The sequence below is a fragment of the Arthrobacter sp. UYEF3 genome (genome assembly GCF_040546245.1).
Taxonomy (GTDB): Bacteria; Actinomycetota; Actinomycetes; order Actinomycetales; family Micrococcaceae; genus Arthrobacter.
Genome location: NZ_JBEPNK010000013.1, coordinates 66,907 through 83,140, shown reverse-complemented (window position 1 = coordinate 83,140; position 16,234 = coordinate 66,907). Strand labels below are relative to the sequence as shown.

Below are 16,234 nucleotides of genomic sequence, written 5' to 3'. Positions count from 1 at the left end.
GACCGCGACCCGCCCGGGCCGCTGCCCTGGCCCCCGGCCCGCAATCAGGGGGCTCAGCCGAGCAGGCCGGGGACGACCAGCAGGGCGGTAGGCAGGGCCAACAACAGCAGGCAGGCGGCAAGCACCGCGTAACGCTGCGGCGCGGGCAGCGGCGGCAGGGGAGTGAGCAGCCGGCTGACCCGCGAGGCGGTAATCACCGCAGAGCCGCCGGTGGCACCGGGCTGATAGGCGTCGGACGCCGCCGAGGCGTCGCCAAAAGCCATCCGTGCCTCCGAGGCGCCGCTGGTACTGGCGGCGCCGCTCGCCACAATCGCGATCGCCTTGATCAGGCTGGCTTTGCTTTCTGTCCGCAGCGCGACGTCGTCAGCCAGCATCTCGATCAGGGAGCTGACCGCTTCCTGCGCGAGCCGGGTGGTCGGTAACCAAGGCAGGGCTTGCCGCCAGGCCGCGAACGCCCACAGCAGCAGATGGTGGCGCTGGCTCAGGTGGGCGTTTTCGTGGATGATGACCGCGCGCAGCTCGTCCGGTTCCAGGGCTGCCATCAGCCCGTCCGAGAGCACCGTGACGGACCGGGCGCCGCCCGGCAGGCAGTAGGCCACAGGGGAATCGTGGCTGATAACCATAGTCCGGGGGCGGTCGGCCGAGGGGGAGGCCAGCAGGGCGAGGAGTTCGCGGTGCCTCCGCCGCTGGCGCTGGATCTTGTAGTAGGTGAGCAACAGTGTGAAGACCAGGTGGGCGCTCAACAGGGCGGCAGCGGAGAGAGCGAAGATGTGCCAGAATCCCAGCACCGTGGTGGGTTCATTATTGAAAACCATGCCCGCCAGCGACCGGAGGCCGGCCAGGAGGGTGTGCCCGGCCGGTTCCAGTCCGTAGACAAGCATGGCGCCGATCATGGACAGGCCGCCGGCCAGGGCGATCGCCTGCCAGAGCAGCATCGCGGTCGAGGGCGAGCGCGCCGGCCACTGGGCACGGGAAAGAAGGATAGGGACCGGCCAGGCCAGTACTATCGCCAGGACCGCCAGAAAATATGAGGCCCAGAACATGCCGTGTTAGCTGTGCTCCAGCAGTTTGCGCAGGGTTTCCGCCTCCGTGGCGGACACTGAACCAATGAAGCGCGCCAATACGGCCTCGCGGTCGGGTGCGGATCCGAGCACCTCGTGCATGAGCTCCGCGGTGTGGTCCGCACGGCTGGAGACGGCCTGGTAGCGGTGCGGCCGGGTGCCGCGCTCTCGCTCTACAAGCCCCTTCCGCTCGAGCCGGGAAAGGACAGTCAACACGGTGGTGACGGCGAGGTCCTTGCCCACGTGGCCCTCCGTGCCGCCCGGAACCCGGGTGCTTTGCGAGAGCTGGTCCCGCAGCGTGTTCGCGGTCGCAGCCTCGTGGCCTGCCCAGAGCAGATCCATCACTGCCCGTTCCAGTTCGCCGAGCGTTGCCATTCCGTACGTCCTTCGTGAGTGCCGCCCGGGCCTTGTTGCTGCCCGGGGAGGTTGCTGGATGCTTCAACTTTAAATTTACCGCGTTTTGCTTCCACTTTCTACATGAGGTAGAACGGCGCCCCGGGCGTGTCGCTGGTTCCATTGCGGGCGGCCCCCGCCGTGCGGCGCTGAAATGCGGGACGGAGTGGTCTTGTTCTACACTCTGTAGAAGTATTTATTTCTACGCAACGTAGAACATCTCGGGAACCTAGCCAAAGGGACTGCCTTGGACGCCTTGGAAATAGCACGCTGGCAATTCGGCATCACCACCGTCTACCACTTCATGATGGTGCCGCTGACAATCGGCCTCGGCCTGGTCGTGGCGGTGATCCAGACCCTTTGGTACCGCACCGGCAAGCCCGAGTATCTGCGGATGACGAAGTTCTGGGGCAAGCTGTTCCTGATTAACTTCATTATGGGCGTGGCCACCGGCATCGTGCAGGAGTTCCAGTTCGGCATGGCCTGGAGCGAGTACAGCCGCTTCGTCGGGGATGTCTTCGGTGCGCCGCTGGCCCTGGAGGCGCTGCTGGCGTTCTTCGTGGAATCCACCTTCCTGGGCCTCTGGATCTTCGGCTGGAAGCAACTCAAGCGCGGCATCCACCTGGCCTGCCTCTGGATCGCCGTGATCGGCTCGGTCTTCTCCGCCTACTTCATCATCGTGGCCAACAGCTGGATGCAGCATCCGGTGGGCGTCGAGATGATTAATGGGCGGCCCGTGATGACCGATGCCTGGGCCGTCTTTACCAACAACACCGCCCTCGTGGCGGTTCCCCACACCCTTTTCGGTTCGCTCGCCGTCGCCGGGGCGTTTCTGCTGGGCATCGCCTGGTACCACCTGTGGCGCCGGCGCCACGAGGGGATCGACACTGTAGGTCCCGACGGCAAGGTAATCCCCGGCGAGGCGGATATCCCCGGCCGGGACCGCGCGGACCACGCCGTCTGGATCCGCTCCCTGCGGATCGGCGCCGTTGTCGCGATGATCTCCTTCGCCGGCACCGCGATCACGGGCGATCTGCAGGGCAAGCTCATGTTCGAGCAGCAGCCCATGAAAATGGCCGCGGCCGAGGCCGCCTGCCACGACGGCACCGGCTTCTCCGTACTCAGCATCGGCAATGTGGGCTCCAAGAACTGCGACGATGTCGTCGCCGTGATCGAAGTTCCCGGCGTCCTGTCCTTCCTGGCCAAGGGTAACTTCAGCACCGAAGTCAAGGGCGTGAACAGCCTTTTGGGCCAGTACAAGGCCGACTACGGCACCCACCTGCCGGATAACCCGATCTACGGTGACCGCGCCGGCCAGGAAATCCAGTACGTCCCGGTCATGGAAGTCACCTACTGGGGCTTCCGGATGATGATCGGCTTCGGCGGCGTCGCCGCCCTGGCCGCGCTCGTTGCCCTCTGGGCCACCCGCAACGGAACCGTCCCGGCCTCCCGCGGACTGATGCGGCTCGCCGTCTTCGGCATCCTGGCTCCGTTCGGCGCTAACGCCGCCGGCTGGATCTTCACCGAAATGGGCCGGCAGCCGTTCGTGGTGGCGCCCAACCCGGATCTGAACGGCATCGACCAGGTGTTCATGTTTACCGCCGCGGCCGTTTCTCCTGGGGTCTCCGCCGGCGAACTGCTGACCTCCCTGGTGGTGCTGACCGCCGTGTACGCCGTGCTGCTGGTGGTCGAGGTGAAGCTGCTGGTCAAGTACATCCGCGGCGGCGTGGTCTCCGCCATGCCCGAGCTCGTCCACTCCCCGGCGGACGAAAACGAGGACCAGACCCCGCCGGGCGGGACCTCCGGGAAGCCCGAAGCCGACGACGTCCTGGCCTTCGCCTACTAACGTCCCGAACAAGTCGCAGAGGATACTCAGCATGGAACTGCTACCCACTATCTGGTTCATTGTCATTGCGGTGTTGTGGACGGGCTATCTCTTTCTGGAGGGCTTCGACCTGGGCGTCGGAATGCTCATGAAAACCTTCGCCCGGAACAACACGGAACGCCGGGTGCTGCTGAACACCATCGGTCCGGTCTGGGACGGCAACGAGGTGTGGCTGATCACCGCCGGCGCCGCCACGTTCGCGGCCTTCCCGCTTTGGTACGCCTCCCTGTTCTCGGCGCTCTACCTCCCGCTGCTGTTGGTGCTCGTGGCGCTGATCTTTAGGGCTGTGGCGTTCGAGTACCGGGGCAAGGTGGACACACCGCAATGGCGGGCACGCTGGGACTGGGCTATTGCCCTTGGTTCCCTGCTGGCAGTCTTCGGGGTCGGCGCCGCCCTGGCGCTGACCACCACGGGGTTGCCGCTGAACGCCAACGGGGACCGTGTGGGCGGCCCGTTCGCCTGGTTCACCGGTTACGCCGTGCTGGGCGGCCTCGCCGTCGTCGGTTTTTCCCTGCTGCACGGGCTCGCCTTCCTCGCGTTGAAGACCGACGGCGAGGTCCGGCACCGGGCCCGGCAATGGTTCGTGCGGTTGCTGCCCGTGCTGCTCCTGCCAATCGCCGGCTGGGCCATCGTGATGCAGGTCCAGGCCGGCAAACCCTGGACCGTGGCCGCCGTCGTCGTCGCCGTGGTGGCGGCCGCTCTGGCCTGGAACTTCGCCCGCCGCGGTGCGGAAGGCAGGGCGTTCGTGGCACTGGGTGCCTTCCTGCTGCTCGGCAGCGCCTCGATCTTCGGTGCCGCCTTTCCGGTGGTGCTGCCGTCCACCCTGAACTCCGACTTCAATTTGACTGTCGCGAACGCGTCCTCCTCGGACTACACTCTGGGCCTGATGACAATCGTCGCTTGCGTCGGGCTGCCGCTGGTCCTGGCGTACCAGGCGTGGACCTACTGGGTGTTCCGCCGCCGGGTCAGTGCCGCCCACATTCCCGAGGCGCACAGTTTCCTGCCAGCGGTCGCCGTCAAGGCCCTGGCGACGAAGGACTAGCCGCCGATGAAACCGCAGTTCCCCGACGGCCCCGCCACCCGTTCCGCGCTGTACCTGCTGGGGCTCCTGGCAGCCCTCAAGGCGCTGTCCCTCGTGCTGATGGGACAGGCGGTCGCTTCCATGCTGGCCGGGCTGATGGTCCACAACCCCGCCTGGGCCGAGCAGCTGGGCTGGGGCCTCGCCGGGGTGGTGCTGCGCTCGCTCACCGTGTGGGCGCAGGCCGTCGCCTCCCGCCGCGCGGCGCTGGGAGTCAAGGAGGAGCTGCGCTCACGGCTGCTGGAACGGGCCCTGAACACCGGGACCCGCGCCGCCGGGCCGGCCGACGGCGGGCTTGCCGTGCTGGCCACCAGGGGACTGGACGCCCTGGACAACTACTACACCCAGTTCCTGCCCGCGCTGGTGAACTGCGCCGCCATCCCGCTGCTGCTAGGGGTCCGGATCCTGTTCGCGGACTGGATCAGCGCCGTGGTGGTCGTACTGACCGTCCCGCTCGTCCCTTTGTTCATGATCCTGATCGGCAGCTACACCGAGGACCGGGTCCGGGAAGCCCAGTCGGCGCTGTCCCGGCTCTCCGCCCACATGCTGGAACTCGCCAAGGGCCTGCCCGTGCTGGTGGGCCTGGGCCGGGCCGCCGCCCAACGCAAGGCCCTCGAGGATATCTCGGAGGAATACCGCTCCAAGACCATGGGGACCCTGCGCACCGCCTTCCTCTCGGCCCTGGCCCTGGAACTCATCGCCACGATCTCAGTCGCCGTGGTCGCCGTCTTCATCGGCGTCCGCCTCGTGCAGGGGGACATGGCCCTCGAAGCGGGACTGCTGGCCCTTATCCTGGCCCCCGACTGCTACCTTCCGCTGCGTGAACTCGGCACCGCCCACCATGCCAGCGATGACGGCCGTGCGGCGCTCGCCGGCAGCACCGAAGTCCTCGACGCTGCGCAGCCGGCGCCGCTCGTCCCGGCCGCCGGTCAGGCCGGCCGGGTCAATCAGGGTCCGCCGGCCGTCACCGTCCGCGGGCTGAGCGTGCGCTACGCCGGCCGCGCTGACGCCGCCGTCGGGCCGCTGAGCTTCACCGCCGCGCCCGGCACCATCACCGCCCTGGACGGCCGCAGCGGGGCCGGGAAAAGCACAGTACTGGGCGTTCTGGCCGGCACCGTCGGCGCGGGAGCAGGCGCGGAGCTCACCGGCCGGATTGAGGGATTCACGCCTGCGGACCTAGCCTGGGTGCCGCAGCACCCCGCAATGGTCGAACCCACAGTCCTCGAGGAAGTCCTGCTCTACCTGGGCACCCCCCCGGACCGGTCCGCGGCGCAGGACATCATCGAAGACCTTGCCGAGGCCCGGCGATGCCTCGCTGCCTGCGCCGCGGGGCACCTCGCCGCGAAACACCCCGCCGAGCTCAGCCCGGGGGAGCTGCGCCGGGTGGCCGTGTCCCGCGGGCTGGCCCGGATCGCAGCCGGCGCCACGGTGTTGCTGCTGGACGAGCCCACCGCGCACCTGGACCGTGCGTCCGCCGACGCGGTCAGCCGCACCATCGGAGCACTGCGCGGGAAGGTCACCGTCCTGCTGGTCGCCCACGACCGGCAGACCCGGGAACTGGCCGACCAAGTGGTGAGCGTCGGGAGAGGCGCCGGCGCCGAAGGGGCCGGGGCTGACTCCCCGGCCGGGGGAGCGGCCGCCGGGCTCCCTGCGCGGCAAATCCTGCCGGCCCCGGCCCCGGAACAGTCCAATGCCGGCGCCCTCAGCCCGACCGGAGGTGACACTGCCGGTGCCGGACCTGCGCGGCGAGGGATTGTCCCCTTCAGAACTGCGGCCGCCCAACTGTGCCGGCTGCTGGCGCCGGTCGCCGGGAAATTTGCCGCCGCCGGCACCGTCGGCGTCCTCGCCGCGCTGTTCGCCGTCGCCCTGTCCGGGCTGTCCGGCTGGCTCATCATCCGGGCCAGCGAACAGCCCCCTATCCTGTACCTGCTCACCGCGATCGTGGGGGTGCGCTTCTTCGGCGTGGGCCGCGCCGCCCTGCGGTTCGCCGAACGGCTGCTTCTGCATGACGCGGTCTTCACCGCACTGACCCGGCTTCGCGGCCGGCTCTGGGAGTCGCTGAGCAGGCGGGCGCTCTCGCTGCGGCGGCTCCTTCAGGGCGGCAACGTGCTCGGCGCCGTGGTGGACGACGTCGACACGGTCCGGGAGTTGCTGCCGCGAGTGGTCCTGCCGCCGCTGACGGCCGTGGCCGTCGGCGCGGCCGCCATCGCGGGCATCGGCGCGCTGCTGCCGGTAGCGCTGCCGGCAGTTGTCGCGGCCGCCGTCGTCAGCCTCGTAGCCGCGCCGGCACTGGCGCTGCTCACGGACCGGATGTCCGCCCGCGCTGAACAGCAACTGCGTTCCGGCGTGCTGCGCCGGGTCGCGGCAGCTCTGGACGCCCGCACCGAACTCCACGCCAACGGTGTCGGTTCCCGGGTCCTGGCCGCCATCTCGCGGGACGACCGGGCCGCGACGGCCGCGTCGCAGCGTTCCGCCCTCGCCGAGGGGCTCGGCCAGGGCGTCACCGTGCTGGCCTGCGGGGCCGCGGCCCTGGCCAGCGCGGTCCTCGCTGCACCGCCGGCCCTCAGCGGATCAGTGGCACCGTCGACCGTCGCCGTCGTCGTGCTGCTCCAGTTGGCGCTCGTGGAGCCTTTTTCGGCCATCACGACGGCGGTCCGCCAGTACCCGGCGCTGCGCTCCGTGCTGCGCCGCATCGGCGACTCCGGCGTCCTGGCGCCGGCGTCCTCGGAAGCATCCGACGGTCCGGTGCCGGTGGCTGAGCGTCCCGGCGGCCAGCCCGGCGTCGAACTCGAAGACCTGGCGGCGGCCTGGCCGGGCGGCGCTGAAGTGTTCGGCGGCCTCTCTGCCAGTGCCGAACCCGGCCGCTGGCTGGCCTTGACCGGAGCCTCCGGTTCCGGTAAGTCCACGCTGTTGGCGGTCATGCTCGGTTTCCTGCCGGCCGCGGGCGGCCGGCTCTTCCTGACAGGCCGCGCAGCCTGGTGCCCGCAGGAAGCGCACCTATTCGACTCCACCATCCGGGGCAACCTGATGCTGGGCCTGCCCGACCGGGACCGCCCTGTAGACGCTGCCGGGACCGCGGCGCTCGAGCGGAAACTGGGCGACGCGTTAACCGCCGTCGGACTTGAACCCCTGCTGGGACGGCTCGCCCGGGGCCTGGACACCCCCATCGGCCCGGGCGGCGCCTTCCTCAGCGGCGGGGAGCGCCAGCGCCTGGCGGTGGCCCGGACACTGCTCACCGGCGCCGACGTCATCCTGCTCGATGAGCCCACGGCCCACCTCGACGCGGAAGCGGGCCGGAACATGCTGGTCGAACTGCGGCGCGGGCTGGCCGGCCGGACGGTGGTCCTGGTGACGCACAATCCGGAGGACATCAGGCCGGATGACAGCCGGCTCGACCTCGACCTGGCCCGATCACCGCAGGCCGAGGCGGTGCTGGCGCGGGGCTAGGGCGGCCGCTAGCGTGTTCGCATGAAAGCATCACGCGACGACGACCCGCGCGTCGGCCTGGATGGCCGCTTGTCGTGGCGGCCCGCCGGCGCCGCGGATCTGGACGCCTGGGCCGCGCTGATTGCCCGGACCGCAGCCGTCGAACGGCCCGTCTGGTTTGAGCGCCGCGAGGACCTGGCCCAGATCCTTGAGTCCCGGAAGAACCCGACCGCCGGGAACAGCGTCCTCGGCTTCGACGTGCAGGGCGTGGCCCGTGCCTACGGGCGGATCACCAAGAACCCCGACGGCGAGAAAGCGCTCGGCTTTGGCTGCGTCGATCCGGCCTGGCAAGGCACCGGCGTCGGGTCCGGGCTGCTGGGCTGGACGGAAGCCCGGACCCGGCAGCGTTTCGCCGCGGATGCCGCGACCCGCGCGGCTGCCAGGCTGCGGCTATTCACGGAGCAGCAGCACACCCACCATTCGGCGCTGTTCGAGGGCCGCGGCTACCGGATCGTGCGCTACTACAGCGAGATGCACCGACCCCTGGACGGCACGCTGCCCGAGCCCATACTGGACGACGGGTTCGAACTGGTGCCCTTCGGTCCCGAGCTGTACGAGGCGGTCCGGCAGGCGCACAACGACGCGTTCCGCGACCACTGGGGGAGCGAACCGCGCGACCAGGAGGCCTGGGCATTCGTGGTGAACGACCCGCTGGCGCGGCCGGACCTCAGCGCAGTCGTGGTGGAGAGGGCCGGCGGCAAGGTCGCCGGGTACCAGCTGGCCAGCCACGACGCCCAAAGCGCCGAGTCCCGCGGCTTCACAGAGGGCTACACCGAACTGCTCGGGGTGCGCCCGGAGTTCCGGGGCCGCGGGATTGCCCGGGCACTGCTGGCCAATGCGATGCGCCGCTTTGCCGCAGCCGGAATGGACAAGGCCGCCCTTGACGTGGACTCGGAGAATCCTACCGGAGCCCTGGCGCTCTACCTGAAAATGGGTTACGTAGCGGTCAACAGCAGCATGGCGTGGGACAGGGAGTTCTGACCCAATCCATCCGCGCGCTATCCGTCCACGCGCTATCCGTCCACGCGCTATCCGTCCACATCGTGGAGGTGATGGACGACGTCGTGCAGGAAGTACTGCGCGAACGTGAGCACTGTGAATTCCGAGCCGTTGCTGCGGGTGCCGGTCCGGCCCCAGTCCTGCTCCGGGACGCGGCTGAAAGACGCGGCGATCTGCTCGCCTTCGGCCGTCAGGGCGGCGCTTACCGCTGCCGGGTCGGCGCCGGCGTAATCCTGCTCGACCGCGGTCCGGTCCTGGTCCCAGTCTTCGAAGCGGGCGTTGTCCTCGGTGACCATCAAATCGAGCCGGTAGTCGAAGAGGGTGAACACATCCCGGACATGGCAGGCGTACTCCACGGCCGACCAGGTGTTCTGGTCCGGCCGTTCCGAGGCATCCGGTCGCCGCAGGACCGCACGCCAGCGCGGCAGCATGCTGGCCAGTGTTCCCGGCGTCGTCGCAGGGGTGATGGCAGAGGCGTCGAATCCGCACTCCGGGCAAGGCCGGGACAGCACCCAGGTCCAGTCTTTTTGATCGGGGACGATAGGCATGGAGGCAGTCTAGGCGAAGGAGTAAGGTTTGCACCGGGGGAAGGGCCTGGAAAGGGACATAGCCATGCTCAAGGATCAACCTGTCGGCGCCGTGCTGCCGGCCTCGGACATCGCCCGCGCACGCGATTTCTACCGCGACAAGCTCGGACTCGAACCCGACAACCCGGACGCCGGGGACAACCTGCAGTACACGTGCGGCGCCGGCAGCAGGTTCATGCTGTACCAGACGCCCCACGCCGGAACGGCAAAGAACACCCAGCTCGGATGGATGGTCACTGACCTGCCGGCCACGGTCGCGGAGCTCCGCGCGGCCGGGGTCGTCTTCGAGGACTACGATTTCCCGGGCCTGAAAACCGAGGACGGCATCGCCACCCTGCCGGACGGCAACTCCGCGGCGTGGTTCCTCGACAGCGAGGGCAACATCCTGAACGTGAATTCGGGGATGTAGCGCCGCAGGCTGATCCCGGGTGGCTGCGTTTGGCGGCTGTCCGGGACCGGACTGTGCCGGTCCAGGCCGTGCCGCCCGGCGGATTATCGGTGGCCGTTTGCCACAAGTGGCCGGAAAGCTGACGCTTTAGCGGCCGTCTGTGGCGAACGGGTGGACTTGGCCCCTCGCGAACGGGCGCAGATGGTGCTTGCCTAGGCCTCCGCCGCGGGTTCCTCGGTCCAGGCCATGCTCGGGCCGATCGCGTCGATCGCCTGCGAGAGCGGGATGCCGGAACCGTCGCGCCTGCCATGCTCGACCGGCAGCGACCGTGCAACCCCTGCCAGGGAGGATGCCTTCGCCGGGCCGTGGCCCGCCCAGGCGAGCAGCAGCGTGTCTTCGCCCTTGAGGAAGCGGTGCGCCCGGACGCCGGCCGTGCCGCGTCCCTTTGCCGGGTATTCCGTCAGCGGCGTGACCTTGGCGGCACCCGGCGCGGTACCGGGCAGGGCGCCTTCGGTGCCGGCGATCGTGACCACCACGGCGGCGTCGTCAGAGGAGCCGGCAGTGCCGAAGTGCAGCACCTGGTCTCCGGCAGCCAGCTTGATTCCGGCCATACCACCCGCCGTGCGGCCCTGCGGCCGGACCGCGGCGGCGCTGAAGTGCAGCAGCTGGCCCTGGCCCGTCACGAAGACCAGCTCGACGTCGTCGCCGGCGGCCGGTTCGACGCCCACCAAGGTGTCCTTGTCCTTGAGCGCGATCACTTCCCAGTCTTCGCGGTTGAGCGGGTAGTCCGGCTGGACGCGCTTGACCACGCCCTGCGCCGTTCCGATCGCCAGCACCTCATCCAGTGGCGCGAACGCGACGAGTGATTCGCCCTTGACCAGGGTGATGAAGTCCTTGGCGGGGACGCCGCCGGCCATGTTGGGGGTGCCCGAGGTGGGGGGCAGCACCGGCATGTCCATCACCTGGAGCCGCAGCATACGTCCCTGCGACGTGACCGCGGCGATCTCGCCGCGCGCGGAAGTCTTGATGACGGAGCGGAACACATCGTGCCGGGTCCGCGGCCCGGTTTCGGCGAGGCCGTCCTGGTTGGCCGTGCGGGCGATCTGGCCGGACACCGTCAGGATGGCCCAGCAGGGGTCGTCGGCGATTTCCAGGACCAGCGGGGCGGACTTGCCCTTGGCACCGGGTGCTGCCGTCAGGGCGGCAGCGACGGTGGGGGAGACTGCCTCGGATTCGAGCAGGACGGTCCGTCGCGGGGTGCCGTACTTGTCCGCGAGTTCGCCGAGTTCGTCGGAGACAAGCGTCCGCAGCATCTCGGGTGAGTCGAGGATGGCCTGAAGCTCGGCGATCTCCCGGCGAAGCTCCTCCTGTTCCTTCTCCAGCTCGATCCGGGAGTACTTGGTCAGCTGCCGGAGCCGGAGCTCCAGGATGTAGTTGGCCTGGATTTCGGAGAGGTCGTAAATGGACATCAGCCGGGTGCGGGCCTCCGCGGACTCGTCCGAGGAACGGATGATCTGGATGACCTCGTCGATGTCCACGATCGCTATGAGCATGCCCTCGACCAGGTGCAGTCGGTCCTTCTTCTTGCCCAGCCGGAAGGAGGTGCGGCGGCGCACCACGTCGATCCGGTGGTTGACGTAGACGGACAAGAGCTCCAGCAGGCCCAGGGTCTGCGGCTGGCCGTTGACCAGGGTGACGTTGTTGATGCCGAAGGAGTCCTCCATCGGCGTGAAGCGGTAGAGCTGCTGAAGCACGGCGTTCGGGTTGAAGCCGTTCTTCAGCTCGATCACGAGCCGCAGGCCGTGCTGGCGGTCGGTGAGGTCCACGACGTCGCTGATGCCGGTCAGCTTCTTGCCGTTGACCGCATCCTTGATCTTCTCGATCACCTTTTCCGGCCCCACCATGTACGGCAGTTCCGTGACCACCAGGCCGGTGCGGCGCGCCGAAAGCTGCTCGATCTCAACCTTGGCCCGGGTCTTGAAGGAGCCGCGTCCGGTGGCGTACGCGTCGCGGATGCCGTCCAGGCCCACGATCCGGCCGCCGGTGGGGAGGTCCGGGCCTGGGACGAACTTCATGATGTCTTCGAGCGCGGCGTCCGGTTGGTCGATTAGATGCCGGGCAGCCGCCACCACTTCGCCCAGGTTGTGCGGGGCCATGTTGGTGGCCATGCCCACGGCAATGCCGGTGGCGCCGTTGACCAGAAGGTTCGGGAACGCCGCCGGCAGCACCTCCGGTTGGGTGAGCTGGTTGTCGTAGTTGGGGACGAAATCGACCACGTCTTCATCGAGGTGGTCGGTCAGGGTCAACGCCGCCGCAGCCAGCCGCGCCTCGGTGTACCGCGGGGCGGCCGGGCCGTCGTCGAGCGAGCCGAAGTTGCCGTGGCCGTCGATCAGGGGCAGCCGCAGCGAGAAGTCCTGCGCCATCCGGACCATGGCGTCGTAGATGGCGGAGTCACCGTGCGGGTGCAGCTTGCCCATCACCTCGCCCACCACCCGGGCGCTCTTGACGTGGCCGCGGTCCGGGCGCAGACCCATCTCGCTCATCATGTACAGGATGCGCCGCTGCACCGGTTTGAGGCCGTCCCGGGCGTCAGGCAACGCCCGGGAATAGATGACTGAATAGGCGTACTCCAGGAACGAGCCTTCCATTTCGGAAGTGACGTCGATGTCGACGATGTTCTCGACAAAGTTCGCTGCGGAATCCTGGTTGGCTTTCCCTGCCGGGGGCGTGGTTTGGCGGCGTGCCATGAGGCTGGTCGGTCCTTCTAAGGGGTACTGAGCGTGTGCTGCGTAAGTTAATGACTAGGCTAAGCCTATGGTGGATCAGCCCGCGGACGGCGTATATCCGGAACATTGGGAAGCCGATGTCGTGCTGCGCGACGGCGGAACGGCGCATCTTCGCCCCATCCACCCCGCCGACGCCGACGCCGTGCAGGCCTTCCATGCGGGCCAGTCGCAGACCTCCATCTACATGCGCTTCTTCGCGTTCAAGTCCCGGCTTTCGGCCAAGGAACTTCAGCGATTCACCGAGGTCGATTACAACGACCGGGTGGCCCTCGTGATCACCATCGGCGGCGAAATCCTGGGCATCGGCCGCTACGACCGGCTCGACGACCCGGAAGAGGCGGAGGTGGCCTTCAACATCGCCGACGCCCATCAGGGCCGCGGCATCGGCTCCATCCTGCTCGAACACCTCGCCGCCGCGGCCCGGGAGCATGGTATCCGCAAGTTCAGCGCCGAGGTGCTCCCGGAGAACCGCAAGATGCTGATGGTCTTCTCGGACGCCGGTTACGACGTCAAACGGCACTTCGACGACGGCGTCGTGAGCCTAGAGTTCAACATCGACCCGACGGACAAGTCCCGGGCGGTGATGGAGTCCCGCGAGCACCGCGCCGAGGCGCGCAGCATTCAGGAACTCCTGGCCCCGGACTCGGTGGCTGTGATCGGGGCCAGCCGGCGATGGGGCACCGTGGGCTACCAGTTGCTGGAACACATCGTCGAGGGCTGCTTCACCGGCCCGGTGTACGCGATCAACCCCGAAGCCCTTGAACTGGCAGGCATGCTGTCCTTCGCCCGGCTCGCCGATGTCCCGGGCCCGGTCAAGCTCGCCATCATCGCTGTCCCGTACGACGAGGTTCCCAAGGTGGTTCAGGAGTGCGGGGAGGCCGGCGTCAAGGGCATCGTGCTTGCCACGGCAGGTTACGCGGACGACGGCGAACGCGGCCTCGCCCGGCAGCGTGAGCTGGTCCGCCAGGCCCGCGCCAACGGCATGCGTGTGATCGGCCCGGCGTCCCTCGGGATTGTCAACACCAACCCCGCCGTGTCCCTCAACGCCTCGATGGCGCCGTCATTGGCGCGCCGCGGCGCCCTGGGCCTGTTCAGCCAGTCCGCGGCGATCGGCGTTTCGCTGTACGCCGCCTCCAGCCGACGCCGCGTGGGCCTCTCCACGTTCCTCTCGGCCGGCAACCGCGCCGACGTGTCCGGCAACGACATGATGCAGTTCTGGGAGGACGACGCCGACACCACCGCCGTCGGGCTCTACCTCGAATCCATCGGCAACCCGCGCAAGTTTTCCCGGCTGGCCCGGAGGCTGGCGCGGACCAAACCGGTGATCGTGGCCAAGTCGGAGGCTATGGGCCTGAACCTGCCGCCGGGCCATTCGGTGCGCACCACGCAGGCGCCGCCCGAGGCCCTGGACGCCATGATGCGCCAGTCCGGGGTGACCCGGGTGGAGACGATCGAAGAGCTTATGGACGTGGCACAGATTGTTTCCAGCCAGCCGCTGCCCCAGGGGCCGGGCGTCGCCGTGTTCAGCAACTCCGGTGCGCTCGGCAAGGTGGTGGCGGACAGTGCGGCCGCGGCCGGGCTGGGAGTGGAACGCATCGTCACCGACGTCGACCTGGACACCGGCGTGTCGCGGGCGCTGCCGGCGCTGCGGCGCAGCCTGCAGGAGACGCTGGCCAACGAGTCGGTGCACGCCGTGGTGGTGGCCCTGCTGCCGGCCCGCGGGCTCACAGTCGAGAAGATCGGCGCGGTGCTGGCCGAGTGTTCGGCGGCCGCCGGGAAGCCGGTGGTGGCGGCCTTCACCGGCATCCTCGACCGCTCCATCTACGTCGAAGGCATGGTCGGCACCGCCGCGGAGGACGCCCCGCCTGAACCGGCTGCCGCGGTGCCCTGCTACTCCAACCCGGGGGCCGCCGTCGCCGCCCTCGCCGCGGTGGTCCGCTACGCCCAGTGGGTGGTCGGCGACCACGGCCTCTTCGTGGAACCCGACGGCTGCGATCCCGAAGCCGCCCACGAGGACCTGGAGGAGTTGCTCCGGCCCGTCGGAGGCGACCAACTGGTCCGGCTCGACCCGGCAGCCGCGGCGAAGCTGCTGGGCCGCTACGGCATCCGAGTGCTTGCCTCCGAGGGCTTCGAGAGCGACGACGACGCCGTTGCCGCGGCCGACCGGCTCGGCTGGCCCGTGGCGATCAAGACCACCGACCCGGCCCTGCGGCACCGCCTCGACCTCGGCGGGGTGCGCCTCGACATCCAGGACGCCGACTCGCTGCGCCGCAACATCGCCCAGATGCGCACGTCGCTGCAGCGCTACGGCTCGCCGTCCCTGGAAGTGCAATCCATGGCCCCGGTAGGTCAGGCGTGCACTTTCCGCGCTATCGAGGACCCGCTGCTGGGCCCGGTGGTGTCCTTCGGGCTGGCAGGCGACGCCGTCAACCTGCTCGACGACTGGGCCCACCGCGTTCCCCCGCTCTCCGGCGCCGACCTGCACGACTTCATCCGCGCGCCCCGCGCCTCCCGCAAACTCTTCGGCTACCAAGGCCTGCCTGCCGTCGACGTCGCGGCGCTCGAGGACCTGGCGGCCCGGCTCGCCCGGCTCAAGGACACCCACCCGGAGATCGCCCTGGTGGAGTTCAACCCGGTCCTGGCCGGACCCGAGGGCGCCGTGATCCTGGCCGCCGACGTCCGGATTGCGAACGCCGCCCAGCGCACCGACACGGCGCGGCGCGCCATGCGCAGCTAGCAGCGCCGGCCGCCGCGCAGGGGCAGGGCCCTGCGCCGCACGCCCGGCGGCGCAGTTAGCAAGTCCCCGGCCGATCTGTGAAAATGGAAGCCATGAGCTCCCAGCCGCCAGCACCCCAGCCCCAGGCGTCCGTCCCCGGCCGCCTCGGGCAGCACCAAGGCCCGCACGACCACAGCGCGCAGGGCCAGAGCCTTGAAGGGGCCCTTCAGCAGGCCGGCTTTTACCCCCGCCTGGTGGCCGACGTCGTCGCCGACGCCCTGGACTGCCGCGACTGCGTGGCCCACCTGGTCCACCTAGAGACCCACTTCGACCGGGCCGAGGTGCGCCGGCACATCACCGTGCTGGTGCTGACCGAGGACATGCTGGTCATCACCCACGTGGACGACCAGCAGCTCGACGAGGCCGGCGAGCAGATCGTCGCCCAGGTCTCCACCGAATCCGTTCCGGTGACGCAGATCCGCTCCGTCGTACTCAGCTACGTCTACGCCCAGCCGCAGGACTACAAGCCTTCCGACCCGGTCCGGGAGCTGACCCTGTCGATCGCCTGGTCCGGCGGCCAACGCCTCGACATGGGCCCGGCCAGCTGCGGCGACCCGCAGTGCGAAGCCGACCACGGCTACAGCGGCACGATCGCGCAGGAGGACATTGTGCTGCGGATCAGCGCCGAAGCTGACGGCCTGCAGGCCGTCCAGGACGCCAAGCTCTTCGCCCGGGCGCTCCGGGCCGTGAACACCGGATCCACCGCCCCCGCCGCGCACGGCGTGTCCGCGCTGCCGCCGCGATCCCGCGCCGGCGTCTTCGGTAACCGCCTCAGCCGCGGCCACCAGCGCTGAG

Annotated in this window: 11 protein-coding genes; 7 read left to right on the top strand and 4 right to left on the bottom strand. The window is 69.3% G+C overall.

Annotation, left to right across the window (positions count from 1 at the left end; all coding sequences use genetic code 11):
- Positions 1 to 53 precede the first annotated feature (53 nt).
- Both ABIB14_RS11140 and ABIB14_RS11135 read right to left on the bottom strand, forming a co-directional pair.
- Positions 54 to 1,043: a M56 family metallopeptidase gene (locus tag ABIB14_RS11140; protein ID WP_354235936.1), complete on the bottom strand. Its 990-nt coding sequence runs from the start codon at positions 1,041 to 1,043 to the stop codon at positions 54 to 56.
- A gap of 6 nt (positions 1,044 to 1,049) precedes the next feature.
- Positions 1,050 to 1,436 carry a BlaI/MecI/CopY family transcriptional regulator gene (locus ABIB14_RS11135; protein WP_354235935.1) on the bottom strand — a complete coding sequence of 129 codons (387 nt, stop codon included), beginning with the start codon at positions 1,434 to 1,436 and terminating at the stop codon, positions 1,050 to 1,052.
- A gap of 265 nt (positions 1,437 to 1,701) precedes the next feature.
- Here ABIB14_RS11135 and ABIB14_RS11130 point away from each other — a divergent pair, with 265 nt between their 5' ends.
- From ABIB14_RS11130 to ABIB14_RS11115, 4 genes are read left to right on the top strand one after another with little or no spacing between them, the layout of a single operon-like run.
- Positions 1,702 to 3,300, top strand: a complete 1,599-nt coding sequence (locus ABIB14_RS11130; RefSeq protein ID WP_354235934.1) for a cytochrome ubiquinol oxidase subunit I — start codon at positions 1,702 to 1,704, stop codon at positions 3,298 to 3,300.
- A gap of 31 nt (positions 3,301 to 3,331) precedes the next feature.
- Complete coding sequence (gene cydB, locus ABIB14_RS11125) at positions 3,332 to 4,381, top strand: cytochrome d ubiquinol oxidase subunit II (protein WP_354235933.1); 1,050 nt, start codon at positions 3,332 to 3,334, stop codon at positions 4,379 to 4,381.
- Between the two features lie 6 nt (positions 4,382 to 4,387).
- Positions 4,388 to 7,864: a thiol reductant ABC exporter subunit CydD gene (gene cydD, locus ABIB14_RS11120; protein WP_354235932.1), complete on the top strand. Its 3,477-nt coding sequence runs from the start codon at positions 4,388 to 4,390 to the stop codon at positions 7,862 to 7,864.
- Positions 7,865 to 7,885: 21 nt separating this feature from the next.
- Complete coding sequence (locus ABIB14_RS11115) at positions 7,886 to 8,884, top strand: GNAT family N-acetyltransferase (protein ID WP_354235931.1); 999 nt, start codon at positions 7,886 to 7,888, stop codon at positions 8,882 to 8,884.
- A gap of 47 nt (positions 8,885 to 8,931) precedes the next feature.
- Here ABIB14_RS11115 and ABIB14_RS11110 read toward each other — a convergent pair whose 3' ends face one another.
- Positions 8,932 to 9,450 (bottom strand): DinB family protein, encoded by a 519-nt coding sequence (locus ABIB14_RS11110; protein ID WP_354235930.1) that lies wholly within the window; start codon positions 9,448 to 9,450, stop codon positions 8,932 to 8,934.
- Between the two features lie 64 nt (positions 9,451 to 9,514).
- Here ABIB14_RS11110 and ABIB14_RS11105 point away from each other — a divergent pair, with 64 nt between their 5' ends.
- The gene (locus ABIB14_RS11105; protein WP_354235929.1) at positions 9,515 to 9,898 is read left to right on the top strand and encodes a VOC family protein; all 384 of its coding nucleotides are present in this window, start codon (positions 9,515 to 9,517) and stop codon (positions 9,896 to 9,898) included.
- A 191-nt stretch (positions 9,899 to 10,089) separates the two neighbouring features.
- Here ABIB14_RS11105 and ABIB14_RS11100 read toward each other — a convergent pair whose 3' ends face one another.
- On the bottom strand, positions 10,090 to 12,624 hold the full coding sequence (locus ABIB14_RS11100) for a DNA gyrase/topoisomerase IV subunit A (RefSeq protein WP_354235928.1): 2,535 nt from the start codon (positions 12,622 to 12,624) through the stop codon (positions 10,090 to 10,092).
- Between the two features lie 67 nt (positions 12,625 to 12,691).
- Between ABIB14_RS11100 and ABIB14_RS11095 the strand changes: the two genes are divergently transcribed.
- Together ABIB14_RS11095 and ABIB14_RS11090 are read left to right on the top strand one after the other, a co-directional pair.
- A complete protein-coding gene (locus ABIB14_RS11095) occupies positions 12,692 to 15,400 on the top strand; it encodes a bifunctional acetate--CoA ligase family protein/GNAT family N-acetyltransferase (RefSeq protein ID WP_354235927.1) in 2,709 nt (902 codons plus the stop codon).
- A 92-nt stretch (positions 15,401 to 15,492) separates the two neighbouring features.
- Positions 15,493 to 16,233 (top strand): DUF5998 family protein, encoded by a 741-nt coding sequence (locus tag ABIB14_RS11090; protein ID WP_354235926.1) that lies wholly within the window; start codon positions 15,493 to 15,495, stop codon positions 16,231 to 16,233.
- Position 16,234: the final 1 nt, after the last annotated feature.